The 25,617-nt window shown below is 65.3% G+C and carries 23 protein-coding genes and 1 tRNA gene; 13 read left to right on the top strand and 11 right to left on the bottom strand.

The window, feature by feature from the left end:
* Positions 1-2 precede the first annotated feature (2 nt).
* The 3 genes from AU252_RS02685 to AU252_RS02675 all read left to right on the top strand — a co-directional run bounded on the left by AU252_RS02685 (position 3) and on the right by AU252_RS02675 (position 2,468).
* Positions 3-683, top strand: coding sequence for a lysophospholipid acyltransferase family protein (locus tag AU252_RS02685; RefSeq protein ID WP_058932703.1), 681 nt, complete (start codon positions 3-5; stop codon positions 681-683).
* A gap of 10 nt (positions 684-693) precedes the next feature.
* Positions 694-2,244 carry a ribosome biogenesis GTPase Der gene (der, locus tag AU252_RS02680; RefSeq protein WP_058929407.1) on the top strand — a complete coding sequence of 517 codons (1,551 nt, stop codon included), beginning with the start codon at positions 694-696 and terminating at the stop codon, positions 2,242-2,244.
* Between the two features lie 147 nt (positions 2,245-2,391).
* A tRNA-Pro gene (locus AU252_RS02675) sits at positions 2,392-2,468 on the top strand.
* 78 nt (positions 2,469-2,546) lie between these two features.
* Here AU252_RS02675 and AU252_RS02670 read toward each other — a convergent pair.
* Positions 2,547-3,416 (bottom strand): Fpg/Nei family DNA glycosylase, encoded by an 870-nt coding sequence (locus tag AU252_RS02670; RefSeq protein ID WP_056342328.1) that lies wholly within the window; start codon positions 3,414-3,416, stop codon positions 2,547-2,549.
* Positions 3,417-3,419: 3 nt separating this feature from the next.
* Complete coding sequence (locus AU252_RS02665) at positions 3,420-4,055, bottom strand: hypothetical protein (RefSeq protein WP_058929406.1); 636 nt, start codon at positions 4,053-4,055, stop codon at positions 3,420-3,422.
* A 118-nt stretch (positions 4,056-4,173) separates the two neighbouring features.
* On the opposite strand from AU252_RS02665, the gene gcvH reads away from it, so the two are divergent.
* The 5 genes from gcvH to AU252_RS02640 all read left to right on the top strand — a co-directional run bounded on the left by gcvH (position 4,174) and on the right by AU252_RS02640 (position 7,260).
* Positions 4,174-4,560, top strand: a complete 387-nt coding sequence (gcvH, locus tag AU252_RS02660; protein ID WP_058929405.1) for a glycine cleavage system protein GcvH — start codon at positions 4,174-4,176, stop codon at positions 4,558-4,560.
* A 145-nt stretch (positions 4,561-4,705) separates the two neighbouring features.
* On the top strand, positions 4,706-5,182 hold the full coding sequence (locus AU252_RS02655) for an FHA domain-containing protein (RefSeq protein WP_058929404.1): 477 nt from the start codon (positions 4,706-4,708) through the stop codon (positions 5,180-5,182).
* A gap of 23 nt (positions 5,183-5,205) precedes the next feature.
* Positions 5,206-5,922: a transcriptional regulator FtsR gene (ftsR, locus tag AU252_RS02650; protein WP_056342316.1), complete on the top strand. Its 717-nt coding sequence runs from the start codon at positions 5,206-5,208 to the stop codon at positions 5,920-5,922.
* Positions 5,922-6,425 (top strand): bifunctional nuclease family protein, encoded by a 504-nt coding sequence (locus AU252_RS02645; protein WP_056342311.1) that lies wholly within the window; start codon positions 5,922-5,924, stop codon positions 6,423-6,425. The genes ftsR and AU252_RS02645 overlap by 1 nt, the downstream gene beginning before the upstream one ends.
* A 238-nt stretch (positions 6,426-6,663) precedes the next feature.
* Positions 6,664-7,260 carry a MerR family transcriptional regulator gene (locus AU252_RS02640; protein WP_058929403.1) on the top strand — a complete coding sequence of 199 codons (597 nt, stop codon included), beginning with the start codon at positions 6,664-6,666 and terminating at the stop codon, positions 7,258-7,260.
* Between the two features lie 105 nt (positions 7,261-7,365).
* Here the strand turns inward: AU252_RS02640 and AU252_RS02635 are convergent, their stop codons facing one another.
* Positions 7,366-8,187, bottom strand: coding sequence for a ParA family protein (locus AU252_RS02635; protein ID WP_058929402.1), 822 nt, complete (start codon positions 8,185-8,187; stop codon positions 7,366-7,368).
* A gap of 301 nt (positions 8,188-8,488) precedes the next feature.
* On the opposite strand from AU252_RS02635, the gene AU252_RS02630 reads away from it, so the two are divergent.
* Positions 8,489-11,884, top strand: a complete 3,396-nt coding sequence (locus AU252_RS02630) for a pyruvate carboxylase (RefSeq protein WP_058929401.1) — start codon at positions 8,489-8,491, stop codon at positions 11,882-11,884.
* Positions 11,885-11,980: 96 nt separating this feature from the next.
* Here the strand turns inward: AU252_RS02630 and AU252_RS02625 are convergent, their stop codons facing one another.
* Positions 11,981-13,789 (bottom strand): AMP-dependent synthetase/ligase, encoded by a 1,809-nt coding sequence (locus tag AU252_RS02625; protein ID WP_058929400.1) that lies wholly within the window; start codon positions 13,787-13,789, stop codon positions 11,981-11,983.
* Between the two features lie 178 nt (positions 13,790-13,967).
* Between AU252_RS02625 and AU252_RS02620 the strand changes: the two genes are divergently transcribed.
* On the top strand, positions 13,968-15,056 hold the full coding sequence (locus AU252_RS02620; protein ID WP_058929399.1) for an ROK family glucokinase: 1,089 nt from the start codon (positions 13,968-13,970) through the stop codon (positions 15,054-15,056).
* A gap of 10 nt (positions 15,057-15,066) precedes the next feature.
* Here AU252_RS02620 and AU252_RS02615 read toward each other — a convergent pair whose 3' ends face one another.
* From AU252_RS02615 to AU252_RS02605, 3 genes are read right to left on the bottom strand one after another with little or no spacing between them, the layout of a single operon-like run.
* Complete coding sequence (locus AU252_RS02615) at positions 15,067-15,705, bottom strand: hypothetical protein (RefSeq protein ID WP_058929398.1); 639 nt, start codon at positions 15,703-15,705, stop codon at positions 15,067-15,069.
* Positions 15,698-16,492 (bottom strand): alpha/beta hydrolase, encoded by a 795-nt coding sequence (locus tag AU252_RS02610; protein WP_058929397.1) that lies wholly within the window; start codon positions 16,490-16,492, stop codon positions 15,698-15,700. The genes AU252_RS02615 and AU252_RS02610 overlap by 8 nt, the downstream gene beginning before the upstream one ends.
* The gene (locus AU252_RS02605; protein WP_058929396.1) at positions 16,489-17,310 is read right to left on the bottom strand and encodes an alpha/beta hydrolase; all 822 of its coding nucleotides are present in this window, start codon (positions 17,308-17,310) and stop codon (positions 16,489-16,491) included. The genes AU252_RS02610 and AU252_RS02605 overlap by 4 nt, the downstream gene beginning before the upstream one ends.
* A 111-nt stretch (positions 17,311-17,421) precedes the next feature.
* Between AU252_RS02605 and AU252_RS02600 the strand changes: the two genes are divergently transcribed.
* Together AU252_RS02600 and AU252_RS02595 are read left to right on the top strand one after the other, a co-directional pair.
* Complete coding sequence (locus AU252_RS02600) at positions 17,422-18,201, top strand: lysophospholipid acyltransferase family protein (RefSeq protein ID WP_058929395.1); 780 nt, start codon at positions 17,422-17,424, stop codon at positions 18,199-18,201.
* A gap of 71 nt (positions 18,202-18,272) precedes the next feature.
* Positions 18,273-19,664 (top strand): class II 3-deoxy-7-phosphoheptulonate synthase, encoded by a 1,392-nt coding sequence (locus tag AU252_RS02595; protein WP_205630625.1) that lies wholly within the window; start codon positions 18,273-18,275, stop codon positions 19,662-19,664.
* A gap of 52 nt (positions 19,665-19,716) precedes the next feature.
* On the opposite strand, the gene pknB is transcribed toward AU252_RS02595, so the two are convergent.
* The gene (gene pknB / locus AU252_RS02590; RefSeq protein ID WP_058929393.1) at positions 19,717-21,789 is read right to left on the bottom strand and encodes a Stk1 family PASTA domain-containing Ser/Thr kinase; all 2,073 of its coding nucleotides are present in this window, start codon (positions 21,787-21,789) and stop codon (positions 19,717-19,719) included.
* Between the two features lie 115 nt (positions 21,790-21,904).
* Positions 21,905-23,314 (bottom strand): lytic transglycosylase domain-containing protein, encoded by a 1,410-nt coding sequence (locus tag AU252_RS02585; protein WP_058929392.1) that lies wholly within the window; start codon positions 23,312-23,314, stop codon positions 21,905-21,907.
* 239 nt (positions 23,315-23,553) lie between these two features.
* On the opposite strand from AU252_RS02585, the gene AU252_RS02580 reads away from it, so the two are divergent.
* Positions 23,554-23,907, top strand: coding sequence for an Rv2175c family DNA-binding protein (locus AU252_RS02580; protein ID WP_058929391.1), 354 nt, complete (start codon positions 23,554-23,556; stop codon positions 23,905-23,907).
* A 60-nt stretch (positions 23,908-23,967) separates the two neighbouring features.
* On the opposite strand, the gene AU252_RS02575 is transcribed toward AU252_RS02580, so the two are convergent.
* Both AU252_RS02575 and AU252_RS02570 read right to left on the bottom strand, forming a co-directional pair.
* Positions 23,968-25,062: a polyprenyl synthetase family protein gene (locus tag AU252_RS02575; protein ID WP_058929390.1), complete on the bottom strand. Its 1,095-nt coding sequence runs from the start codon at positions 25,060-25,062 to the stop codon at positions 23,968-23,970.
* Complete coding sequence (locus AU252_RS02570; RefSeq protein ID WP_058929389.1) at positions 25,059-25,586, bottom strand: hypothetical protein; 528 nt, start codon at positions 25,584-25,586, stop codon at positions 25,059-25,061. The genes AU252_RS02575 and AU252_RS02570 overlap by 4 nt, the downstream gene beginning before the upstream one ends.
* Between the last annotated feature and the right edge of the window lie 31 nt (positions 25,587-25,617).

Here is a 25,617-nt window from a genome sequence, read left to right as displayed (position 1 = left end):
CCATGACCTGGAGCCGGCCCGTCGGCTGGCTCCTGGACCACGTGGTGTACCGGACGTCCGTCACTGGCCGGGACAACGTGCCTACAGGCGGGCCGGTGATTTTTGCCGGCAACCACATCAGTTTCCTGGACGGGCCGGTGATGTTCGGCGCGTCGCCGCGTCCCATGCACATCCTGGTCAAGAAGGAGATGTTCAAGGGCTTGCTGGGTCGGGTCCTTCGGGCCTCCGGCCAGCTGCCGGTTGACCGCTCCGGGGACCGGGCTGCGCTGCTGCTGGGCAAGAACATGCTCGACGCCGGCCGGTGCATCGGGATTCTTCCGGAAGGAACTCGGGGGAGCGGCCAGGCAACAGACATCAACAACGGGGTGGCCTGGCTGGCTCTGAACTCGGGCGCCCCCGTGGTTCCCGTGGCCATCCTTGGCACCCGGACGGGCAACGAACACCTCGACACGGTACCCAGGCCGGGGCGGCGGTTCCACGTCAGCTTCGGCAACGCACTGACCCTCAGCCGCAACCCCGGCGAAACGGGCCGTGCTTCAATGGACAGGGCGGGAATGGAAATCCGCGCTGCGCTTGCGGGGCACGTCCAGGAGACCATCCAACACAGTGGGCAGCCTTTGCCCCACGCGGATTTCCGCACGAACTTCACAGCAGTAGCCGGGACGCCGGCAGATGACCACTAAGGAAAGTGCAATGAGCGATACGACTCAAACCTCCAGCCACTCCGGCGCCGGCGAAGATGAATACACGCCCACCGGCACGGACCAGGTGGCCGAGCGGCTGGCCGCCATCGACGACGACGAAGCGGAGATGCGTGCCGCGTCGCTCCGCGCCGGCTTGGACGACTACGAGCTCGACGAGGAAGACGCCGCCCTGCTGAGCGGGAACTACGACGACGAGGACTTTGACGGACCGGTCAAGCTCGATCCCGTGCTTGCCATCATCGGCCGTCCCAACGTGGGCAAATCCACCCTTGTGAACCGTATCCTGGGCCGCCGCGAAGCCGTGGTCGAGGACACTCCCGGCGTAACGCGGGACCGGGTGATGTACTCGGCACACTGGAACGGGCGCAACTTCACCGTGGTGGACACCGGCGGCTGGGAGCACGATGCCCGCGGCATCCACGCCCGGGTGGCCGAACAGGCCGAAATGGCCGTGGAAATGGCCGACGCCGTGCTCTTCGTCGTCGACTCCGCGGTGGGCGCCACCGCGACGGACGAGGGCGTTATGAAGATGCTCCGCCGCAGCAAGAAGCCGGTCATCATGGTGGCCAACAAAGTGGACGACTTCGCCCAGGAAGCGGACTCCGCCACCCTGTGGGGCCTCGGCTTCGGCGAGCCTTACCCCGTTTCCGCCCTGCACGGACGCGGCGTTGCCGACCTCCTGGACCACGTGATGGACACCCTGCCGGAGTTCTCCACGATTGAGGGCCTGGAACGCTCGGGCGGACCCCGCCGCATCGCACTGATCGGCCGCCCGAACGTGGGCAAGTCATCACTGCTGAACAAGCTGGCAGGCTCCGAGCGTGTAGTAGTGGACAACACCGCCGGCACGACGCGTGATCCGGTGGATGAGTTCATTGAACTCGGCGACCGCACCTGGCGCTTTGTGGACACGGCAGGCATCCGCCGCCGCCAGCACATGGCGCAGGGCGCCGACTACTACGCCTCCCTCCGGACGCAGGCCGCGCTCGAAAAGGCGGAGGTCGCCGTCGTTCTTCTCGCCGTTGATGAAGTCCTCAGCGAGCAGGACGTCCGCATCCTGCAGCTGGCCATCGAGTCGGGCCGCGCCCTGGTGCTGGCCTTCAACAAATGGGACCTGCTCGACGACGAACGCCGCACCTACCTGGAGCGCGAAATCGAACAGGACCTGGCCCACGTGGCCTGGGCGCCCCGGGTCAACATTTCCGCGCTGACCGGCTGGCACAAGGACCGCCTGGTCCCCGCCCTGGACCTGGCCCTGGAGAACTGGGACCGGCGCATCCCCACCGGCAAGCTCAATGCCTTCCTCGGCGAGCTTGTGGCGGCGCACCCGCACCCGGTCCGCGGCGGCAAGCAGCCGCGCATCCTGTACGGCACACAGGCGTCCAGCCGGCCGCCGAAGTTTGTGCTGTTCACCACCGGGTTCCTGGACCCGGGCTACCGCCGTTTCATCACCCGCAGGCTCCGCGAAACCTTCGGTTTCGAGGGCACGCCCATCGAGGTCAACATGCGCGTCCGCGAAAAGCGCGGCAAGAAGCGTTAATTAGGACACACCGGGGGCGTGCAGGCGGCAAAGTGTCACTTGCACCCTCCGGAATCGTGTAAGCTTTTCAAGGTGGTTCGGCCGGACTGCTGAGTTGAAATCCTGGCTAACATCAGGAGTAAACGCAGCGGAGAACGGCGGAACTAACGGGCTGTAGCGCAGCTTGGTAGCGCACTTGACTGGGGGTCAAGGGGTCGCAGGTTCAAATCCTGTCAGCCCGACCAAAACAGAAGCGTCCCGGAGAATTTTCTCCGGGACGCTTCTGTTTTGTGCCGTCCTTTTCGGATGTTTCGCGGCCTGGCCTATTTCAGGAACTTCGATGTCCGACGGTCCGCCAGGATCTTTCCCTTGGTCTGGCACGTGGGACAGTACTGCAGGGAAGTATCCGCGAAAGACACCTCCCGGACTGTGTCACCACACACGGGGCAAGCCTCGCCGGTGCGGGCATGGACCCGCATGTGGCTGCGTTTGACGTCCTTGAGCTCGCTGGGCGGCTTGCCCTCGGCTTCGGCCAGGGCTGTTCCGAGCACGCTGTGGATGGCGTCATAAAGCACCTGCACCGTGCCACGGTCCAAGGACTTGGCGGTGGCAAAGGGGGAGATCCTCGCAGCATGCAGGATCTCGTCGCTGTAGGCGTTCCCGATCCCCGCGATCACGCTCTGGCTCCGTAGGACGCCCTTGATCTGCTGGGAAGTGGAGCCGAGAATCTCCGCCAGCATGTCGGCGTCGAACGCTGCGCTGAACGGGTCCGGCCCGAGTGCCGCGACGCCCGGCACATCCTGGGGGTCTCGCACCACGTACACGGCAAGGCTTTTTTTGGTGCCCGCCTCGGTGAGATCCATGCCATGGGCACCGTCCGGCCCGGTGAATGCCAGGCGCATGGCGATGTGGCCTTTTCCCATCCGGAGCTGGGTATCCGTGGGGGAGTCCGTGAAGCGGACCCATCCCGCCCGGGCGAGGTGGAAGACAAACGACGGCCCGTCGGTGTCAATGCTGACAAATTTTCCGAACCGCCGCACGCCGGCGACGGTGCAGTTCTCCAGCGCTGTGAACGGCGGATCCGCTGTCTTCAGCACGGCGAAGGAAACGATCTGGACCTTCCGCACCACCGCTCCGCGCAGGTGCTCGTCCAGGAAACCGGCCAGGCCTGCAACCTCGGGAAGCTCCGGCATGGTTTACCTGCGGTCAGCCTGGCTGTCGGGTGCGGCCGGCGCCTCAGGAACAGGTGGCGCCTGGGGAGCAGGTGAGCTGGCCGCGGTATCATTCGCCGCCTTTGCAGCCAGGGAACGCTCGGCATCTGCCTTCTTGAGCACCTTCATCTTTTTGCCGCGCTGCCGCCAGACCCTCCACAGGATCAGGCCAACCACAAAGATCACGACGGCGGCGATGGCTGAGATTTGCGTCCACAACGGGAACCAGGTTGCTTCGGTGCCGAGGATCCGCTGTCCGTTATGGGCGGCCTGCGAGCTGCCGAACATGATCCCGGCGGTCAGCAGATTCGGGGACGCGAGAGCCACAGCGGCAACGAGGATGCTCAGCTTCCAGGGCCAGCTCACGGATTTGCGTGTGGCCTGCCAGGCGACCAAGAGGGGGACGAACGTAAAAACGAATCCGTAAAACATCCCCACCAGGATGCCCGCCCCAAGATTGCCCTGGACCTGGTTGCGGATAACATTCGCCCACCAGACCGGGAGGATGGCCGCAAAGGCAAAGTAAGCGATAGCGAGGACCACCAGCACCACCGCAACGAGGATGATCCGCGCAGCCCAGTTCGCATTTTTCGCGGGCGATTCCTGTGCATCTGATCTCATGCGTCTCATCATGTCAGAATCCTCCTCGAACGCCCGTGGAGTTGTGCCTATACTTTCAGCGGCGGCTTGTTTTCCAGGCCCCGTTGACATTGGTGATTGACCCGATGAAAGGCCCCTGATGAGCAACATTCCCGAAGACCTGTCCTACACCGCCGAGCACGAGTGGGTATCCGCACCGGGCGCCGACGGCGTGGTCCGGGTGGGCATCACCGACTTCGCGCAGGACGCACTCGGAGATGTTGTCTATGCCCAGATGCCGGAAGCCGGCACCAAAGTCACCGCAAACGAAGTCGTGGGCGAAGTCGAATCCACCAAGAGCGTCAGCGACATCTATGCTCCGGTCAGCGGCGAAGTCGTGGCACGCAACGAATCCCTCGATACCGATTCGGCCTTGATCAACTCCGATCCGTACGGCGACGGCTGGCTGATCGAGATCCGGCTGGCAGAAGCGGACGCTGTGGAATCCTTGCTCAGTGCATCCGAGTACGAACAGCAGGTAGGCTGAAGCTAACGGGTTCATCCGGGCCGGCCAACGGGCGTCTTCGCACGTCAGTGGCCGGATCGGGGCCCGGCATCGGATCCGCGAGGCGGATCCGTCAGGGCAAAAGTTGATTGCAGGCGTGAGAGCTGCAGCGAAAGAGGAGGAATCCATGGTTGGCCACGAACAGGACCCTGCCGAAGGCGAGTACGGCACAGGTGCGGCCAGGGCTTCGGAGACCACCTCGATCCATCTCACCCCCGTCTCCGACGAACCCACCATCGCCCCCAAGCTGTCTACGGACGAGCATTCATCCGTGGAGGCGCTGCCGGCCGGTTCCGCGCTCCTGGTGGCCCACAGCGGCCCGAACGCGGGTGCCCGCTTCCTGCTTGACACGGATACCACCACGGCCGGCCGTCATCCTGACGCCGACATCTTCCTTGATGACGTCACCGTCTCGCGGCGCCACGTCGAGTTCCGCCGCACTGCGCGGAGCTTTGAAGTGGTGGATACCGGCAGCCTCAACGGCACTTACGTCAACCACGACCGCGTGGACAGTGTTGAGCTAAAGTCCGGGAACGAAGTCCAGATCGGCAAGTTCCGACTCACCTTCTACCTGAGCCCTGCCCGCGCAGCAGGCCGCGCCTGATCCCGGGACACTTGCCTGTGGCAATGGCACAACCGGAACGCCGGGGGCCCCAAGTTTTGAACATCGGGGAAGTCCTCGCGCAACTCAGCGGCGACTTTCCGGGTATGACCGCGTCGAAAATCAGGTTCCTCGAGGAAAAGGGACTGATTAATCCGCGCCGTACTCCGGCCGGATACCGGCAGTACTCGGACAGTGACGTTGAACGTCTCCGTTTTGTGCTGGCACTGCAGCGGGACCAGTACCTTCCACTGAAAGTCATCAAGGACTACCTTGATGCGATCGACAGGGGAGAGCGGCCCGAGAACCTGCCGCCCGGCGTCGTGGTTTCGCCGCGGATCGTTTCGGATGAATTGGCCGTGGAGCTTCAGAACCGCGGCCGGAAATTCAGCGAGGAACAGCTGCGGACCGAGTCCGGCGCCAGCATTCCGCTACTCCAATCGCTGCTGAGCTTCGGGCTGATCAGCCACAGCAACGGCAAGTTCGACGAGCACGCCCTCCAAGTGGCCCGTGCCTGCGTGCAACTGGAGAGCCACGGCCTTGAACCGCGCCACCTGCGGCCGTTCCAGGCCGCCGCGGAACGTGAATTCGGACTCGTGGAGCGCGCCGTTGCGCCGCTCGCGTCCCGGCGCGATTCCGCGTCACAGGCGCGGGCTGCTGAAGCGGCCCGCGAAATCAGCGACCTCTGCCTGGTCCTGCACCGGGCACTGGTCCAGGACCGTATCTCACGTATGGACATCTGATGATCGAAGTGGAGATCGTAGGCGTTCGTATCGAACTGCCGTCCAACCAGCCGCTCGTTCTGCTGCGCGAGATCCACGGCGAACGGCACGTGCCCATCTGGATCGGGACTCCAGAGGCAAGTGCCATCGCCCTGGCCCAACAAGGGGTAGTGCCTCCGCGCCCGATGACCCACGACCTCCTGGTGGATGTGGTGGAGTCACTGGGCCATTCGGTTGTCAGCGTCAACATTGTGGCCGTTGAGGACAACATCTTTTATGGCCAGCTCCAGTTCGAGAACGGCACTACCGTCAGCTCACGGGCATCGGACGCCCTCGCGATCGCGTTGCGGGCCAAATGCCGCATCTGGTGTGCCGACTCCGTAATGGATGAAGCCGGAGTCCGTATCACCGAGCATGACGAGGGCGAGGACACTGACCCGGGCCCCACCGTGGACGAGGAGCGCGAACTGCGGCGCTTCCGTGAGTTCCTGGACGACGTGGAGCCCGAAGACTTCGACGGCTGAGGTCACGTTAAGGTTAAAGTTGAGCCTGAAAGTTCCGACACGCCTGCGCCAAGCGGCCTAGATCTTTGACCTTGGGGCGCAGCGGGCCTAACGTCGAAGGTATCAAGCTCCCATTGCTTACAGCAGCCGCGCAAGTCACACTGTAAAAGTACGACCCCCGCGAAATTACATGCATGGACTTCATGCGTGCACAGGCTGATGCAGTGGTCCCCGGGAGCTTATGACAAGGAGGATCCAGGTGAGTCCCAAAGGCGAAGCAGGCGGGCTGAAACAGCCCACAACGGCTGGTGTGGCTGTGCCCGCGAGCGGTGCCCAGGGCCTCCTGTTTACCGAAGACCTTCCCGTCCTGGACGAGGACGCCGGCTACCGCGGCCCCACGGCTTGCAAGGCTGCCGGCATCACGTACCGCCAACTGGACTACTGGGCACGCACCGGGCTTGTTGAGCCCGCAGTCCGCGGAGCCGCAGGCTCCGGCTCGCAGCGACTCTACGGCTTCCGGGACATTCTGGTCCTCAAGGTAGTCAAGCGGCTGCTGGACACCGGCGTTTCCCTTCAGCAGATCCGCACGGCGGTGGAACACCTGCGCGAACGCGGCGTGGAGGATCTGGCACAGATCACGCTCATGAGCGACGGCGCGAGTGTCTACGAATGCACGTCCGCTGACGAGGTCATCGATCTTGTCCAGGGTGGCCAAGGCGTTTTCGGCATCGCCGTGGGCAGGGTTTGGCGCGAAGTCGAGGGCAGTCTGGCCTCCCTGCCGAGCGAACACGCCGTCGAACAGTCCTTTCCCGACGACGAGCTGAGCAAGCGGCGCGCTGCGCGCAAGATCGGCTGACACAACAGGCTGACACAATACCAACAGAAGAGGCCACCTCCGGCGGGGGTGGCCTCTATTGTTGTCCGCGGAATCCTTGGCTGCAGCGGAGCTGCGGCCAAGGGGTTAACGCTGGGTACGGTTCCGCAGGCCGCTTCCGGTCGCGAGGAGGTTGACCAGGAGGGCGTCGAACAACGCAGCGGATGTCTTCGCGGATTCGCCGGGCCAGTGGTGCACCGGGTGGGCCGCGCCCTGGATCTGCTGCCAGTTCGCCTGTTCAGGGATGCGCGGGCTCAACAGCAGGTCACCGAACATCGATTCCATTTCCGCGAGCCGATAAGTGTGTTCGGAGGAACCCGTGCGCACGCGGTTGGCCACAATGCCTGCGGGGGACAGGTTCGGCGCGAATTCCTGCTTGAACAGCTGGATGGCGCGCATGGTCCGTTCCGTTCCCGCCACCGAGAACAGTCCCGGCTCTGCCACGAGCGCCACCTTGTCACTCGCGGACCAGGCCATCCGGGTCAGCCCGTTCAGCGACGGCGGGCAGTCAATGAGGACCAGCTCGTAGCGGTCGGCGCCAGCCAGGACCGCGGAAAGCCTGCGGAGGTCCCGACGGCCAAGGTCCGGGCGGTCGTAGATGCCGGTGTACGCCGAACCCACGGCGACGTCCAGCACGGCCGGTCCGGATCCGTTGGCATGCGCCCGTGCCGTCCAGGAGCTGCCCGCGACATTGTCTGCCAGTTTGGCCCGGCGGGGGCTCTTGAGCATCCTGCCGATGTCCAGCTGGTCGCCGGCCTGGACGCCCAGGGCAGTGGTCGCGTCCGCATGGGGATCGAGGTCCACCACCAGTGTGGGGATGCCCGCGGCAAGCGCCGCAGACGCCAATCCTGTGGTGACGGACGTCTTGCCGACTCCGCCCTTGAGGCTGCTGATGCTGACTACTTGCACTTGTGAGACCAAAACCTAACGCCGGCTGCCGTGTTGGGGGTAATGTTTGCTCCGGCACTGCCGAAGCCGGCGGCTCGAGCCGCCTTACTCATCATATGTGGCTGCGCCGGTGAATCCCGTCTTATGGGGACGCGGCATGGCACGGCGATGGTATGGGTGGCCGGTTCTGCCAGCCTCCGTCGATGCACGCGGGACATGACGGAAGCTTCTGTGACTGTGGCCACAATGATTTGTATTTCTGAGCGCGGGTCTTAGACACTGTGACCACTTACCGATACACCCGCAATGATGCAGGAGAATTATGTTTTCCAAGATTCTGGTGGCCAACCGCGGCGAAATCGCGATCAGGGCCTTCCGTGCCAGCTACGAGCTGGGCGCTAAGACCGTTGCTGTCTTCCCCAATGAGGACCGAAACTCGATCCACCGCCAGAAGGCCGATGAGGCATATCTGATCGGCGAAGTGGGGCATCCCGTCCGGGCCTACCTGGATGTTGCCGAAGTGGTCCGCGTCGCCAAGGAGTCCGGCGCCGACGCCATCTACCCCGGCTACGGCTTCCTTTCGGAAAACCCCGACCTGGCCCGCGCTGCACAGGAAGCGGGCATCACCTTCGTTGGCCCGCCGGCTGAGGTGCTTGAGCTGGCCGGCAACAAGGTGGCAGCACTGAAGGCTGCCCGTGAGGCCGGTGTTCCGGTCCTGAAATCGAGTGAACCCTCGAAGGACATGGATGAGCTGATCGCTGCAGCCGACGAGATCGGTTTCCCCATCTTCGCCAAGGCCGTCGCCGGCGGCGGCGGACGTGGCATGCGCCGCGTCGACACGAGGGAAGCCCTTCCCGAGGCCCTGCAGGCCGCCATGCGCGAAGCCGATGCGGCATTCGGTGACCCCACCATGTTCCTGGAGCAGGCGGTGCTCCGCCCGCGCCACATCGAGGTGCAGATCCTGGCCGACGCCGAGGGTAACGTCATCCACCTCTTCGAACGTGACTGCTCCATCCAGCGCCGTCACCAGAAGGTCATTGAGATCGCCCCCGCGCCCAACCTGGACGAAGGCATCCGCCAGGCCCTTTACCGTGACGCGGTGAAGTTCGCCAAGGCCCTGAACTACGTCAACGCCGGAACCGTGGAGTTCCTGGTGGACACCGTCGGCGAACGCGCCGGCCAGCACGTCTTCATCGAAATGAACCCCCGCATCCAGGTCGAACACACCGTCACTGAGGAAGTGACGGACGTTGACCTGGTGCAGGCACAGCTTCGGATCGCTTCCGGCGAGACCCTCGCGGACCTGGGCCTCTCCCAGGAGACGGTCCAGCTCAAGGGCGCAGCGCTGCAGTGCCGCATCACCACCGAGGACCCGGCCAACGGGTTCCGGCCCGACGTCGGGAAGATCACCGGCTACCGCTCCGCCGGCGGTGCCGGTGTAAGGCTCGACGGCGGCACCGTGTACTCGGGTGCCGAAATCAGTCCCCACTTCGACTCCATGCTCGTGAAGCTGAGCTGCCGCGGCCGCGACTATCCGGCCGCCGTGGCCCGCGCACGCCGGGCACTCGCGGAGTTCCGCATCCGGGGTGTGTCCACCAACATTTCCTTCCTCCAGGCCGTGCTCGACGATGCTGACTTCATTGCCGGCAACGTCGCCACCAACTTCATCGACGAGCGTCCCCAGCTGCTGAAGGCCCGGGTCTCCGCCGACCGCGGCACCAAGCTCCTGACGTGGCTGGCCGAAGTCACCGTCAACAAGCCCAACGGCGAGCTGAAAGTGCATTCGGATCCGGCCGCCAAACTCCCCGCCGTTGGGGATCGGCAGGCCGCACCGGGATCGCGCCAGCGTCTGCTGGAGCTTGGCCCTGAAGGCTTCGCCAAGGCCCTGCGTGAGCAGACCGCCGTGGCCGTCACCGACACCACCTTCCGCGACGCCCACCAGTCCCTGCTGGCCACCCGCGTGCGTACCCGGGACCTCGTGGCTGCCGGTCCCGCGGTCACAGCGCTCCTGCCGGAGCTCCTGTCCGTTGAGGCCTGGGGCGGCGCAACCTACGATGTGGCCCTGCGCTTCCTCGGCGAGGACCCCTGGGACCGCCTGGCTGCCCTGCGGAAGGCGCTGCCCAATGTCTGCCTGCAGATGCTGCTGCGCGGCCGGAACACGGTGGGCTACACGCCGTACCCGGAAGAGGTGACGGTTGCTTTCGTCAACGAGGCCGCCGCCACCGGCATCGACATCTTCCGCATCTTCGATGCCCTGAACGACGTGAACCAGATGGCACCCGCCATCCGCGCCGTCCGGGCCACCGGCACTGCGGTAGCCGAGGTAGCACTGTGTTACACCGGCGACATGTTGAACCCGGACGAGAAGCTGTACACGCTGGACTACTACCTGGAACTGGCTCAGCGGATTGTGGACGCCGGCGCCCACATCCTGGCCATCAAGGACATGGCCGGGCTGCTCCGCCCGGCAGCGGCCGCCAAGCTGGTGGCCGCCCTGCGCGAACGCTTCGACCTCCCGGTCCACCTCCACACCCATGACACAGCAGGCGGCCAGCTGGCCACCCTGCTGGCGGCAGTCGACGCCGGCGTGGACGCCGTTGACGTTGCATCCGCCTCGCTGGCCGGGACCACCAGCCAGCCGTCCGCCTCCGCCCTTGTGGCGGCGCTGGCGCACACCCCGCGGGACACCGGCTTGAGCCTTGACGCAGTCAGCTCCCTTGAGCCGTACTGGGAAGCGGTGCGCCGCGTCTACGCGCCGTTCGAATCAGGCCTCCCGGGCCCCACCGGCCGTGTCTACCAGCACGAAATCCCGGGCGGCCAGCTGTCCAACCTGCGCCAGCAGGCGATGGCGCTCGGCCTGGGGGAGCGGTTTGAGGCGATCGAGGACATGTACACCGCTGCGGACCGCATACTGGGCCGCCTGGTGAAGGTCACGCCGTCGTCCAAGGTGGTGGGCGATCTCGCCCTGCACCTCGTAGGTCTCAACGCAGATCCCGCGGACTTCAACGAAAACCCGCAGAACTACGACATCCCCGACTCCGTCATCGGCTTCCTGTCCGGTGAACTCGGCGACCCGCCCGGAGGATGGCCGGAACCGTTCCGCACCAAGGCGCTCCAGGGCCGCAGCATCAAGGTCCGCGACGTTGACCTCAGCCCCGAGGACAGCGCCGCGCTCAAGGGTGATTCCAAGACCCGCCAGGGCACACTGAACCGCCTGCTCTTCGAGGGTCCCACCAAGGACTACCTCAAGAGCGTGGAGACGTACGGCAACATTTCCGTGCTCGACACCCGCGACTACCTCTATGGCCTTCAGCGTGGTGCGGAGCACGAGATCCAGCTGGAGAAGGGTGTCCGGCTGATCGCCTCGCTGGAAGCCGTTTCCGAGCCCGATGAAAAGGGCATGCGCACGGTGATGTGCACCCTGAACGGCCAGTCCCGCCCCGTTGTGGTCCGTGACCGCTCCGTGGTGAGCAACGTCAAGGCCGCAGAGAAGGCAGACCCGGCCCAGCCCGGCCACGTTGCCGCGCCGTTCGCCGGCGCCGTCACCGTGACCGTTACGGCCGGTGACACGGTCAACGCCGGTGACACGGTGGCCACCATCGAAGCGATGAAGATGGAAGCCTCCATTACGACGCCGGTGGCAGGCAAAGTCTCGCGGCTCGCCATTTCAGCGGTGGAGCAGGTGCAGGGCGGGGACCTCCTCCTGGTCGTCGAGTAGACCCTACAAACAACGCGGGGTCACTTCACGCCCATCCGAGTGCATCGGGGGGCGGGAAGTGACCCCGCGTTGTTGTTTGCTTGGGACGGATATCCGCTAGCCGCGCGGCGCGCCGTACATTTCCTCGATGACTGTCTCGAAGTCCTTCATCACCTGGGCCCGCTTCACCTTCATGGACGGCGTCAGGTGGCCGGAAGCTTCCGTGAAGTCCGAAGCGACGATCCGGAATGACTTGATGGCTTCCGCCTGCGACACCGAGGCGTTGGCATGCGTGATCAGGTCCTGCACAGCGGCCTTGACCACCGGGTTCTCGACGGCTTCGTCGAGCGTGGTGGTGGCCGGCAGTCCGTGCCGCTGGAGCCAGCCCGGCAGGGCCTCCTGGTCCAGGGTCACCAGGGCGCCGATGAACGGCCGGTTGTCACCCACCACCAGGACCTGGGACACCAGCGCATCCGCCCGGATCTGGTCCTCCAGCAGGGCCGGAACCACGTTCTTACCGCCGGCCGTGACGATGATTTCCTTCTTGCGGCCGGTGATCCACAGGAAGCCGCTCTCGTCGAGCCGTCCGATGTCGCCGGTGCGGAACCAGTCATCGGCAAACGTATCCGCCATCAGGTCATCGCGCTTGTAGTAGCCGCGCATCACACAGACGCCCTTAGCCAGGATCTCGCCGTCTTCGGCGATCCTGACGGAGTTGCCCGGCAGGGGCTTCCCCACGGAACCGATCTTGATCAGGGCCGGCGTGTTGACGGAGATTGGGGCGGTAGTCTCGGTCAGGCCGTAGCCCTCGAGCACTTGCAGGCCGATGCCCTGGAAGAAGTGGCCCAGTCGCTCTCCCAGTGGCCCGCCGCCGGACACGGCGTGGGCAACATGCCCGCCCATGGCGGCACGTAGCTTGCCATAGACCAGCTTGTCGAACAGTGCATGGCGGAGCTTCAGCCCCAGGCCAACGTGCCCTGCCTGCCTGGCCTTGGAGAAGGCGATAGCGGTATCCGCGGCCCGGTGGAAGATGGGGCCCTTGCCGCCGTCCTCGGCCTTTGTCAGCGCCGAGTTGTAGACCTTCTCGAAGACCCGCGGAACAGCCAGGATAAACGTGGGCTCGTAGCTCTGCAGGTCGGCAAGCAGGTTCTTGATGTCCGGGGTATGCGCCACGGTGGTTCCGGCGGCCATGGCCAGGACGGAGATGAAGCGCGCGAACACGTGCGCCAGCGGCAGGAACATGATGGTCTTGGCGTTCTCGTGCACAATCTCGCCGATGATGGCCAGGGCGTTGTCGGAGAGCTCAACGAAGTTCCCGTGGGTGAGTTCGCAGCCCTTGGGCCGGCCCGTGGTTCCTGACGTGTAGATGATGGTGGCGATGTCGTCCAGGTTGGCGGCACTGCGTCGGGCCTCAAGGTCGGCGTCGCTGACGTCCCGTCCGGCCTCACGGACGGCGTCCAGTCCGCCGCCTTCGAGCTGCCAGACGTGCTGGAGGGCGGTGAGGCCTTCCGAGGTGGCAGCCTGCCGGATGATGTCCTCATGGTGGGCGGCCTCGCCGAAGGCGGCCACCGCCCCTGAATCGCCGAGGTTCCAGGCAACCTGCGACGGCGAGGAGGTCTCGTAGATGGGCACCGAGACGGCGCCGGCGAACCAGATGGCGAAGTCGATGAGGGCCCACTCGTAGCGTGTGCGGGACATGATGCCCACCCGGTCGCCGGCTCCCACGCCGCTGGCCATCAGGCCCTTCGCAAGGGCTTGGACGTCCGCAAGGAAGTCTGTGGCGGAGACGTCCCGCCAGGCGCCTGCGGAGTCCAGCCGCGAGAAGAGCGCCGGGTTGCTGGGCTTGGCTGCCTGCCGAAGCACAAGATCGGTGATGTTGGTTTCCGGTGGGACAACAACCAGGGGCGGAACACTGAATTCGCGCACTATAGCTCCTTTGATATCCATAGACCCGCACAGGGTATGCCTAAAGACTAATACGCCTGCAACTTGGCCGTGCAGAAACAAACCTACTGGCCAGTAACATATGAGTCAAAGAGGAGTGGGGTGGCCATGGGCCCGGCCTCCGGCGTTGCCCGCCCGGCGCGCCCTAGAATGAAGCACTATGTACGTAACGCCCCCTGGCGAGCCAGCCGCTCCGCTCCGACGTCCGGCCCCCTGGCGGCGGCGGCCGCTGGCCTCGAGGGCCCGGCCCAGACGGACGGAAACGTTCCGCGAGCACCTGCGGCTCGGGCGCAAGGGACTGGCAATCGGCATTGATATCGGCGGCACCAAGGTCGCCGCCGGCGTAGTGGACGCCGACGGAAGGATCCTGAGCGAGGCCCGGCGGTCCACCCCCGGCAGCGACCCGCGCGCGGTGGAGCAGGTCATCGTAGAGCTCGTGGACGAACTCGGGGCCGGCCACAGGGTGTGGTCAGTAGGCATCGGTGCGGCCGGTTGGATGGACCTGGACGGCGGAACCGTGCTTTTCAGTCCGCACCTCGCCTGGCGCAACGAGCCGTTGCGGGCAAACCTGCAGCGCCTGCTGCGCCGGCCTGTGCTGCTGACGAACGACGCCGACGCCGCGGCCTGGGCGGAATGGCGCTTTGGTGCGGGGCAGGGCGAGGACCGGCTGGTCTGCATCACCCTCGGTACCGGCATCGGCGGTGCCATGGTGATGGACGGGCGGGTGGAGCGCGGCCGGTTTGGTGTAGCCGGTGAATTCGGCCACCAGATCATCATGCCCGGCGGGCAGCGTTGCGAGTGCGGCAACCGGGGCTGCTGGGAGCAGTACGCCTCTGGCAACGCCCTGGGCCGGGAAGCGAGGATTCTGGCGCGCGCCAATTCGCCGGTTGCCCAGGAACTGCTGGCCTCCGTCGGCGGTGACGCCGAGCAGATCACCGGGGCCATTGTCACTGATCTGGCACTCGCCGGTGACGCGGCCTGCCGCGAACTCCTGGATGAAGTGGGCGAGTGGCTGGGCCTGGGATTGGCGAACCTGGCGGCAGCTTTGGATCCGGGACTGTTTGTGATCGGCGGGGGACTCTGCTCGGCAGGGGACCTGCTGGTGGAGCCCGCGCGCAAGGCGTTCGCCCGGAACCTAACGGGCCGGGGCTTCCGTCCGGCGGCCGGCATCGAACTGGCAGCGCTCGGACCAAACGCGGGGCTCATCGGGGCGGCCGATCTGTCCCGCGTCAGCAGCCGCATGCGGTGAGGGACGGACCTTAGACGCGGGCGCCGTCGTCGTTCTCGTCTTTTTCCTGGGGCAGCTTCATGATGAGGTAAACCACGGCAAGGATGAACACCGCCACCATGCCCACAATCGCCAGCAGCGGCGCTGACCGCCAGAACATTACGGCCAGGAGCAAGGCAACGGGCGCACCAATTGCGCCAAGCCACGCAAGCATGGTCAGGGGATCCGTACCGGCAAGGCTTGGCGGTTCTTCGGGAACGAAGTCCCCAGGGTCGTCCTCCGCAGCGTAGTCACGCGGGCCGAAGGCGGGGCCGCCCTGGCTGTCAGCGCCGGTCCGTTCGCCGGCGTCGGCCTGCCCGGTGGCACCCGGCGTCGCCGCCTGCCGTTCGGCTGCGGACAGTTCGGTGGGGGCTGTTCCCGCCAGACCCAGCGGATCAAAGTCGCGGAACGTCGCGGACCTGCCGGACCCGGCCACGGCCTCCGGGCCGGCCGGACCAGGAGTTTCAGGGTCAATGCCCGTGGCGTCAGGGCCCGGGGAGGCGGCGATGTCCGGGTCCGCTGTGCCGGTAGGGGTGGCAGGTTTCTCTTCGAGCCGGGCCACGAGGTCCAGCCACACAGCGTCGTCCTGGTTTGCGCTCTGGTCCGGCGAGCCGGAGTCGGGCCTATTCATGGGCGGTGCCCTCCTGGACCTGGGCTGCTGCCGTGCCGGCAACCACCGCCCGGATGAAGTCGGCGGACCCCTGGAAGATCTCCTCGGCGTCGTTATCCAGTGTTGCCACGTGGTAGCTGTTCTCCAGGGTGGTCAGTGTGAGCGGAGCGTTGGTCAGGCCGCGGCGCAGCGCTGCCACACTCGTGTCTGAAACCACGTGGTCCACAGTGGACCGGAAGACCCGGACAGGCGCGGTGATGCGGGGGAGCAGCCGGATGGTGTCCTTGAACATCTTGTTCAGCTCATGGGCCGCGGCTACGGGCGTTCGCGGGTAGGCGCCCTCGTCCATCCCGGGCTTGAGGATGTCGTTGGCAATGGCCGGGGTGCTCTTCAGGACCAGTTTCAGGATGCCGGCCAGTGGAGCGCGGGGATCATCAATCACCAGTCCGGGGTTCACCACGATCACCCCCGCCACGGGCCGGGTGGCGGCAATTCTCAGGGCCAGGGCACCGCCCATGCTCAGCCCGGCGACGAAGACGTGGTCGCAGCGGGAGTCCAGCTCCAGGTAGGCGTCGTCCAGGGCGCCGTGCCACTGCGGCCAGCGCGTGCGCGCAAGGTCCTGCCAACTGGTGCCGTGCCCGGGCAGCAACGGCATGCGTACGGCGAAGCCGGCGTCGGCAAGGGACTGGGCCCACGCGCGCAGCCCGTGCGGACTGCCCGTGAATCCGTGTGAGAGGACCACCCCGATCCGGGCTCCATCGCCGTTGACGGTGCTGCTGAAAGGGCTGTGGTCCGGTACGCCGGTCATGAAGTCTCCGAGGTGGTGTGAGGTGTGGCCGCGGTTCGGGCTGACGGTGCAGTGCTGGGTGCATGGGCAAGGAAGAAGGCGCTGGAACGGGCAAAAATCTCGGGCGCATCAACATCCAGGGTGGCCACGTGACCGCTGTTGTGCAGGTCCACTACCTCCACCAGCCGTGGGCCCAAACGCTGCCGCAACATCAGGAGTGAGGTGGCCGGCACCACGACGTCCGACTGGGACTTGAAAACCTGCACCGGGGCGGTGACCTGGTGTAGCCCGCGGGTGGCTGTGCCGAAAAGCTTCTTGAGCTCGTGCACGGCTGCCAAGGGAGTCCGTGAGTAGTCGCCGTCATTGGTGACGTCCGCCGTCGGCTGTTCCTCCTGAATGGGCAGCGTGGTGCGTTGGAAGTACTTGAGAACTCCGATGACCCGCACGCGGCGGTCGTAGAAGCTGAGGCCGGGATTCACCAAAGAGACCCCAGCCACGGGATGCCTGGCGGCAGTCAGCAGCGCAATGGCGCCGCCCATCGAGAGGCCGGCCACAAAACACTGCTCTGTCCGGGCGCTCAGCTGCAGGTACGCCGATTCGAAAGTCCCGTACCAGTCACGCCAGTTCGAGCGGGCGAGCTGCCGCCAATCCGTACCGTGGCCGGGCAGGAGCGGCACCGACACGGCGAATCCTTGGGCGGCGAGGTCCTCTGCCCAGGGCAGGACGCTGAGCGGGCTGCCGGTAAAGCCATGGCAGATGGCAATCCCGGTAGTGGCATTGGGTCCGTGGCCGGGGTAGCTGAAAGCGGCAGGCCGGGGCGCGATGCTGCTTTCTGTCATAACACCATCGTGTCATTGTTCTCGACAAATCTCACTAGAGTAGGGTTGCACTGGAGTGCCCGCCCGGCCAGACGAAGGGCCGGCCGGCCGGCTTCCGGAGAGGTTCGTCACGTGTTCTATTGGGTCATGAAGAGGATCTTCCTGGGGCCGGTGCTGCGGCTCCTTTTCCGCCCCTGGGTCAAGGGTCTGGACAATGTTCCAGCGCAGGGCGCGGCAATTATCGCCTCAAACCACCTGTCTTTCTCCGACTCCATCTTTATGCCGCTGATGGTCCGCAGGCCGGTTGTTTTCCTGGCCAAGTCCGAGTACTTCACCGGCGCCGGCATCAAAGGCAGGCTGACGGCCATGTTCTTCAGGCTCACCAACCAGCTGCCCATGGACAGGTCCGGGGGCGCGGCATCGGCTGTTTCGCTCAACGCCGGCATGGATGTCCTGACAAGCGGGGGACTGCTGGGCATCTACCCTGAAGGGACCCGCAGCCCCGACGCTCGCCTCTACCGGGGCAAAGTGGGCGTCGCCAGGCTGGCCCTGCAGGCTGGTGTGCCCGTGATTCCCGTGGCCATGATCGGCACGGACAAGGTTCAGCCCATCGGCAAGCGGATGCCGAACATCCGGCGCATCGGCATGATTTTCGGTGCGCCCTTGGATTTCAGCCAGTACGCAGACCAGGCGGAGGACCGGCTGGTCCAGCGCAAGGTCACCGACGAAATCATGTTCGAGCTGATGCGGCTATCCGGCCAGGAGTACGTGGACGAGTACGCCGCCGTGGTGAAGCTCCGCCTTACGGGCGCAGCAGCCACCGAGGCTGGGGGGGCCACCGCGAAACGCGCCGATCCTGACGGCGGCGCTGAGGGCACTGATGCCGAGGGTAAGGACCCGGCAGCGGGCTGACTGTGACGCCGCTCTCGGTACGCGTGACGGTCAGGTGTCCTGAAGCCAGCCGCGCACATTAGTCTTAGATAGTGACTGAGCTATCTGCAAAACCTGCCTTTTCGCTGTCCAGCACCGCCCAGAGCGGAGCAGCCAATTATCCTGGCCTCGATGATTGGCGTGACCTTCCCGTTTCCCAGCAGCCAAGCTGGCAGGACAAGGACGTTTTCGACGCGTCTCTCGGGGAGCTTTCCGTGCTCCCGCCGCTGGTTTTCGCCGGCGAAGTGGACGTTCTCCGGGAACGGCTGGCGGCTGCAGCGGAGGGCAAAGCCTTCCTGCTGCAAGGTGGCGACTGTGCTGAGACCTTTGAAGCGGCAACAGCGGACAAGATCAGCGCCCGGGTCAAGACCATCCTCCAGATGGCAGTGGTGCTCACCTACGGCGCAGCGATGCCAGTCATCAAGATGGGCCGAATGGCCGGCCAGTTCGCCAAGCCCCGCTCTTCCAACGACGAGACCCGCGACGGCGTGACCCTCCCGGCGTACCGCGGCGACATCGTCAACGGCTACGAGTTCACCCCCGAGTCCCGTGGCCATGACGCCGCCCGGATGCTCAAGGCCTACCACACGTCCGCCTCCACGCTGAACCTCATCAGGGCCTTCACACAGGGCGGCTTCGCGGACCTGCGCTCCGTGCACCAGTGGAACAAGGGCTTCACCGAAAACCCGGCGCACGCCCGTTACGAATCCCTGGCCCGTGACATTGACCGCGCCATCAAGTTCATGGCCTCCTGCGGGGCTGATTTCGAAGCACTCAAGCGGGTGGAATTCTTCGCCAGCCACGAGGCCCTGCTGCTGGACTACGAGCGCGCACTGACCCGCATCGATTCGCGGACCGGATTCCCGTATGACACCTCGGCGCATTTCCTCTGGATCGGGGAGCGTACGCGCGAGCTTGACCACGCGCACGTTGACTTCCTCTCACGCGTCCGGAACCCCATTGGCGTGAAGCTGGGCCCGTCGACAACCGGCGACGACGCCCTCCGCCTCATCGACAAGCTGGATCCCGAGCGGGAGCCGGGCAGGCTGACGTTCATCACGCGTATGGGCGCGGGCAATATCCGCGAGAAGCTTCCCGCCATTGTGGAGAAGGTGACCGCCTCCGGCGCCAAGGTTCTCTGGGTCACCGATCCGATGCACGGCAACACCGTCACCTCGCCCAACGGCTACAAGACCCGGAACTTCGACGACGTCATTGACGAAGTGCGCGGGTTCTTCGAAGTCCACCACGCTTTGGGCACGGTTCCCGGTGGCCTCCACGTGGAGATGACCGGCGACGACGTCGCCGAATGCCTGGGCGGTGCCGATCCGGTGGACCAGGAAGCGTTCCTCGACAAGTACGAGTCGGTCTGCGATCCGCGCCTGAACCACATGCAGTCCCTGGAAATGGCGTTCCTGGTGGCCGGAGCACTGGCCAAGCACTGAGCGCTCTACTCGGAGTCGGACTTCCGCAGTGGTGTGGCCTGCAGACCGCCGGCTACACCACTGTCAGGGTGACGACGGAGCCTTCAGACACCTTTTTCTTCACCGGGTCCTGATCCCGTACCGTGCCGAAGAAGCCGCCGAGGATATTGTTCACCCGTACCTCGAAGCCCAGCGCACGCAGCGCTTCTTCGGCTTCCTTGGCTTGTTTGCCGATGAAGCTGGGGACTTCAACGAGCTTGGGTCCGTCGGAAATGGTCAGCGTCACCGTGCCGCCCTTGGTCAGGGTGCCGGTCGCAGGCGACTGCGCGGCAACCGACCCCTTGGGCACGTGCCTGTCGTTGACTTTGTCCTTCGCGACATCGGCGTTGAGGCCGGCCGCCTTAATGGCGTCGACGGCGGCGTCCTCCTCCAGCCCGACGACTGACGGAACGGGGATCGGCTGCGGGCCCTTGGAGACGGACAGGGCTACCGGAGTGCCATGGCGCGCTGGGGTTCCTGCGGCGGGATCCTGGGCCAACACAACGCCGGCGGCAACGGCGTCATCAAATTGTTCAGTAACGGTACCTAGCGCCATTTCGGCCTGGTTCAGTGCATTTTTAGCGTCGTCAAGTGTTCCGCCGGTCAGTTTCGGGAGTTCGAACAGTTGCGGCCCCTTGGAAACAAACAGGGACACGAGCTGGAACTTCCTGGTCTCTGTGCCGGCAGTCGGGTCGGAGCCCACAACGAGGCCGGACGGAACGTCGTCGTCAAAGACATCGTTGGTACGCGACTGGAACCCCGCCTCGCTCAGCAGTTGCTGGGCCTGGGCCACTGACTTGTTGGCGACCGCCGGAATGGTGCCCGGCGACCCGGGGCCCATGCCGAAGAACCAACCGGCTCCTGTGGCAAGCAACGCGATGATGACCAAGACCACCACCCAGAGGGCGCCGCGGCGCCGCGGGTTCCCCTCCCGCAGACTCCGGACAGGGGTCGCCGCAGCCCGGGACCTTGCCTTCTCGTCCTCCCTGTCGAGCTTGCGGCGGGCGCGTTTGCTGAGGGGGATCGCTGCCGGAACGGCGTCTTGAGCATCTGGCCTGTAGTGCGCTTCCGGCCGGAACTGTTCGCCTGGCCGGTAGTCGGCGTCGGGCGGATACAGGGCATGCGGAGCGTGCGGTGGGTGCTGTGGCTGCGGCCGGGAGAAGGACGACATCACGGCGGTGGGGTTGTTGGTGCGGGCGATGATCTCGGTCTGGTTTTGCTGGCCTTCTTGGGTCGCGGCAGGCGGCCTGAGGTCCAGTTCGGCATCCGTGAGGTTGGTCCGGATGTGGCGGAGTTCCTGCAGCAGGGCGTTGCCGTCCACCGGGCGGTTCTCGGGATCGTTTGCGGTGCACCACTGGACGAGTTCATCCACCTCGGCGGCGAGGCCAGGCACCAAGGCCGACGGCGGACCGACCGTTTCATTCACGTGCTTGTACGCAACCTGGATGGGGACCTCGCCGTCGTACGGCTGCTGGCCGGTCAGCATCTCATAGAGCATGATGCCCACCGAATAGATATCACTCCGGGTGTCAGCCTGCTTTCCCAGCACAAGCTCGGGGGAGAGGTAACCCACCGTACCGATCAGCGTCCCGGTGCTCGTTGACGTCGTTACCGCCCGGGCCAGTCCAAAGTCGCCGATCTTGATCCGGCCGTCGTCGGCAATCAGGACGTTCTCCGGTTTCACATCCCGGTGGATAAGCCCCGCTGCATGGGCCGCGCCGAGGCCCTGCACTACCGGATCAATCAGGGCAAGGGCCAGGCGGGGAGGCAGCGCACCTTTGGATCTGATGACGTCCCGGAGGGTGTGACCCTTGATGTGTTCCATGACCAGATAGGCCGTCTGGCCGTCGTTACCCTGGTCCAGGACTCCCACCACATGGGCGTGGGACAGCTTCGCGGCGGCTTTCGCCTCGCGGCCCAGCCGGTCCAGGAACGTCTCGTCGGTGGCGAGGTGGGGATGAAGGACCTTCAGGGCAACATCGCGTTCCAGCCGAAGGTCCGTTGCCAGATATACGGTGGACATGCCGCCGCGCGCGAGTTTGGAGCGGACGGCGTAGCGGTTGTCCACCAGCGTTCCAACGAGACGGTCTGACACTTGTTCCTGCACCCTACGATACTAATCCCGCATGGAAAAGGGTCCGAACCGACGTGCGGTCCGGACCCTTATCGTTACTCCCCGGGCCGGCTTCAGCAGGCATGGGGGACAGTGGCGCGGTGGCTCTTTAGCCGAAGTTCTTCTGGTGCGCCTTGATGGCAGCTACGTAGGCCTTGGTGTCGTCGTACATGCCGTATTTGCTGACAGAGTACTGGCCCTGGTAGTACCCCGCAATTGCTGTGTCGAGGTCCTTGCTGGTGGCGATAAGCCGTTTGATGATCGCCACGCCGGCCGTCGCGTTGTCGTAGGGGTCCAGCAGATTCAGCTTCCGCCCTACGAGGTCTGAGGCCCACTGCCCGGAGGACGGGATGACCTGCATGGTGCCGATCGCGTTGGCAGGTGAAACCGCACGCTGGTTAAAGCCGGACTCCTGGTGCGCGAAGGCCAGGGCCAGGGTGGGGTCCACTCCCAGCTGGCGTGCCGTGTCAGCCACAATTGCGCGCATCTCGGCCCGGGACGGTACGGGAGAGGCGTTCAGCAAGGCCTTGTTCTCGTTGGCAGAGCTCACAACGGCAGCGGGGTAGGTGAAACCCAGGAAGGAGCTCGGCACCAGCGGGGCGGCGGGGGCCGCCGGGGCCGCCGGGGCGGCCGGGGTGGACGAAGCGGGCTGAATGGAGGCGCCGGGAATCACCAGCTTGTTGCCGGGGTAGATGACAGTAGTCATGCTCAGCTGGTTGGCCGCCAGAATGTCCGAGAGCTTGACGCCGTGCCGGGAGGCGATCGCGGACAGGGTGTCGCCGGCCTTGATCGTGTATGAACCGCCGGGAGCAGGCGCAGCAGGCGCGGGAGCCGGCGCTGCGGGAGCGGAAGAAGGCTGCACGGCCGAAGCCGGTGCGGCCGGGGCTGCGGGAGCACCTGCGCCGACTTTGATCTTCTGGCCGGGGTAGATGATGGAGCGCATGTTCAGGCCGTTCCAGCTGAAAACGTCCGACAGGCTGACATTGTGCCGGGCCGCGATGGCGCCGAGCGTATCGCCGGACTTTACGGTGTAGCTGCCTCCGGCGTTGGCCGGAGCGGCCGCGGCAGGGGCCGCAGGAGCCGGGGCGGGGGCGGGGGCGGGGGCGGAACCCGTGCCCGACAGCTTGATCTTCTGGCCGGGATAGATGATGGTGTTCGGCTGAAGGTTATTGAGCTTGAGGACCTCGTAGGTGTTCAGTCCGAATTTGCCGGCGATTCCGCTGATGGTGTCGCCCCGGGCGATGGTGTATTCCGCGGGAGCCGCCGGCTGCATGGGCTGGAAGGCAGCCGGAATGGTGGTGGAAACCGAGGCCGCCGGGATCAGGGCAGCCTTCGCATCGGCCGCCTGGGCCTTCATCGCGGCGGCAAGGGTTGCCGGGATAGCGCGGGCAGGGGCCTCCGCGGCGGCAGGTTGGGCGAGGGCCAACGACGACAGGACAACCGCAGGAAGCGCTGCTGTGGTGACAGCGATCATGGGCAGGCTCTGCCTGGAGGGCTTTGGCGAGCGGGACGTCGTCATGGAAAGAATCCTCTTCTTCAACTGCCGGGGCGGGAGATGCGATGTGACTATTGATACTAGTGTTACTTAAGTTATTGATGTTTCAAATGTGATCTATGTGAATCTCTCACGAAAGTTCGCATAGCACAAGAATTCCGCCCCACGCAGAATAAAGAGTTTTATGGAGTGTCGCGTGATTCGCGGCAGTGGCGGCCAATCCCGACTAGGCGGCAGGGCTCCGGCCGTGGCAACCTTGATCCGTGAGTAACGTAGAAAGCCTTGTGGGCGAGTGGCTGCCCCTGCCGGATGTCGCGCAGTTGTTGGACGTTTCGATTACGAGAGTCCATGGCCTTATTGATGAACGCGCTTTGGCGGCCCTGCGGGTCGGGGAGCGCCGGATACGTTCAGTTCCGGCCGCGTTTATCCTGGACGGCCAGGTTGTCGACAGCCTCAAAGGGACCATTGTGGTCCTGGCGGACGCCGGCTATTCCGACGAGGATCTCATCGTCTGGCTGTTTACCCCCGACGAGTCGCTCCGCGGCCGGCCGATTGATGCATTGCGGGAAGGCCGCAAGACGGAAATCAGGCGCCGGGCCCAGACCCTGGCCTGGTAAGCAGCACAAAGGGCCCGGACGACGCCGGGCCCGCGGACGTGGCCAAGACGGGCGCCAACGTCAGGATGCGCGGCTGACCGTCGCTTCCGCCAGCTTCCGCAGGGCAGTCTTGGGCAGTTCTTCCAGCGGCAGCTGTTCCAGTGCGTCATACGCCGCGGCGCCAAATTCGTTGATCAGCACTTCAGTGGCCTGAAGTGCCCCCGACTCTTCGATGATCCGGCGGATCTCGGCCACATCGGCGTGGCCCAGGTCAGGGCTGCCCAGCTTCGCATCGATAAACGCCGATTCTGCGGTTGATGCCTGGCCCAGCGCGAGGGCAATGAGTACGGTCCGCTTGCCTTCGCGGAGATCGTCACCTGCCGGCTTGCCCGTGGTGACAGGGTCCCCAAAGACGCCCAGGACGTCGTCGCGCAGTTGGAACGCCTCGCCCAGCGGCAACGCGAAGGCCGAGTAGCCCCGGAGCAACTCGTCCGGAGCGTCCGCCAAGGCGCCGCCAAGCGCCAGCGGGTGCTCAGTGGAATATTTGGCGGACTTGAACCTGATGATGGACTGTGCCCGTGTCACTGCTCCGGCCCGGTCCCGGACAGGACCGGCCACTTCCTCGAGGATGTCAAGATACTGCCCCGCCATCACCTCGGCACGCATGAGGTTGAAGATCAGCCGTGCCCTGCTGCCTGCAGCGGCCTGTGCGCCGATGTCCGTGAAGGCCTCCTCGCTGAACGAGAGGCAAAGATCCCCGGTGAGGATTGCGGCTGCATGCCCAAACCGCTCGCTGTCCAGAGCCCAGCCCTGCGCGTGGTGCAGCTGGCTGAAGCGGCGGTGCACGCTGGGGCCGCCCCGCCGCGTGTCCGAGCGGTCGATGATGTCGTCATGGATCAGGGCAGCTGCCTGGAAAAGCTCCAGGGCCGATCCCGCCGTCACGATTTCCTGGGCCGCCGGCTCGCCGCCCGCGCCGCGCCACCCCCAGTAACACATCAGCGCACGGAGCCTTTTGCCGCCGGTCACCAGGTTCGAAATGGAACCCATAATGGGATCGATATCGGGTGAAATGGCGGCCATCAGGGATTGCCGCGTGGTGAGGAAGTCTGTCAGCTCACCGGCAACGGCGGCGACGAATGCAGTCTGCTCAATCCTTAGCTGCTCCGAAACGCTCACTTGGCTGACTCAGCAGCCACGTTGGCGCCGATGGTGAACGTGGAGACACCGGCCGCTTCGACGGCGGCGATGTTGACCGTCTCGGAGTCGTTCCGGACGAAGTCCTTGGAAGCAACGGACCCCACTGCATCGCCGGGGACGGCTTTGAATCCCTGCGCCTCCAGGTGCTTTGTGTAGAAATCCACGACGGCGGCAGTCGGGGCATTGATGCTTGCCACGAGTGCCGCGGTGGCGGGCGTGGAGGTCTTGTCAAAGCTGCTCGAAATCACCGTGGCGCCGGGCATCAGGGGAAGCAGTGTTTCCGGGAACCCCGCGACGATTGTCCCAACAGTGGCGGACGTTCCCGGCGACGCCGTCGGACTGGCGGACGCGGTGATGCTGGCGCCGCCCGACGCTGGTGAGGAGGTAACTGGGGAGGATGATGTCACTCCGGGTTCCGCGGGGCTGCAGGCGGCGAGGGTCAGCAGAGCGCCCGCGGCCAGTGCCGCTAATCCTGTTGGCTTAAGACTTCTCATGACGGTCACAGGGACTGTCCTCCTGGTGTTGATGCCGGAT

Origin of the sequence: Pseudarthrobacter sulfonivorans, from assembly GCF_001484605.1 — a bacterium.
GTDB lineage: Bacteria > Actinomycetota > Actinomycetes > Actinomycetales > Micrococcaceae > Arthrobacter > Arthrobacter sulfonivorans_A.
This window is presented reverse-complemented; position numbering and strand designations above follow the sequence as displayed.

Bases quoted from the DNA above. Each gene is read 5' to 3' on its own strand.
- AU252_RS02630 (WP_058929401.1), top strand. From the start codon at position 8,489: ATGTTTTCCAAGATTCTGGTGGCCAACCGCGGCGAAATCGCGATCAGG.
- gcvH (WP_058929405.1), top strand. From the start codon at position 4,174: ATGAGCAACATTCCCGAAGACCTGTCCTACACCGCCGAGCACGAGTGG.
- AU252_RS02685 (WP_058932703.1), top strand. From the start codon at position 3: ATGACCTGGAGCCGGCCCGTCGGCTGGCTCCTGGACCACGTGGTGTAC.
- AU252_RS02665 (WP_058929406.1), bottom strand. From the start codon at position 4,055: ATGAGATCAGATGCACAGGAATCGCCCGCGAAAAATGCGAACTGGGCT.
- AU252_RS02610 (WP_058929397.1), bottom strand. From the start codon at position 16,492: ATGACCGGCGTACCGGACCACAGCCCTTTCAGCAGCACCGTCAACGGC.
- AU252_RS02645 (WP_056342311.1), top strand. From the start codon at position 5,922: ATGATCGAAGTGGAGATCGTAGGCGTTCGTATCGAACTGCCGTCCAAC.
- AU252_RS02670 (WP_056342328.1), bottom strand. From the start codon at position 3,416: ATGCCGGAGCTTCCCGAGGTTGCAGGCCTGGCCGGTTTCCTGGACGAG.
- AU252_RS02605 (WP_058929396.1), bottom strand. From the start codon at position 17,310: ATGACAGAAAGCAGCATCGCGCCCCGGCCTGCCGCTTTCAGCTACCCC.
- AU252_RS02620 (WP_058929399.1), top strand. From the start codon at position 13,968: ATGTACGTAACGCCCCCTGGCGAGCCAGCCGCTCCGCTCCGACGTCCG.
- AU252_RS02615 (WP_058929398.1), bottom strand. From the start codon at position 15,705: ATGAATAGGCCCGACTCCGGCTCGCCGGACCAGAGCGCAAACCAGGAC.
- ftsR (WP_056342316.1), top strand. From the start codon at position 5,206: ATGGCACAACCGGAACGCCGGGGGCCCCAAGTTTTGAACATCGGGGAA.
- AU252_RS02655 (WP_058929404.1), top strand. From the start codon at position 4,706: ATGGTTGGCCACGAACAGGACCCTGCCGAAGGCGAGTACGGCACAGGT.
- der (WP_058929407.1), top strand. From the start codon at position 694: ATGAGCGATACGACTCAAACCTCCAGCCACTCCGGCGCCGGCGAAGAT.
- AU252_RS02585 (WP_058929392.1), bottom strand. From the start codon at position 23,314: ATGACGACGTCCCGCTCGCCAAAGCCCTCCAGGCAGAGCCTGCCCATG.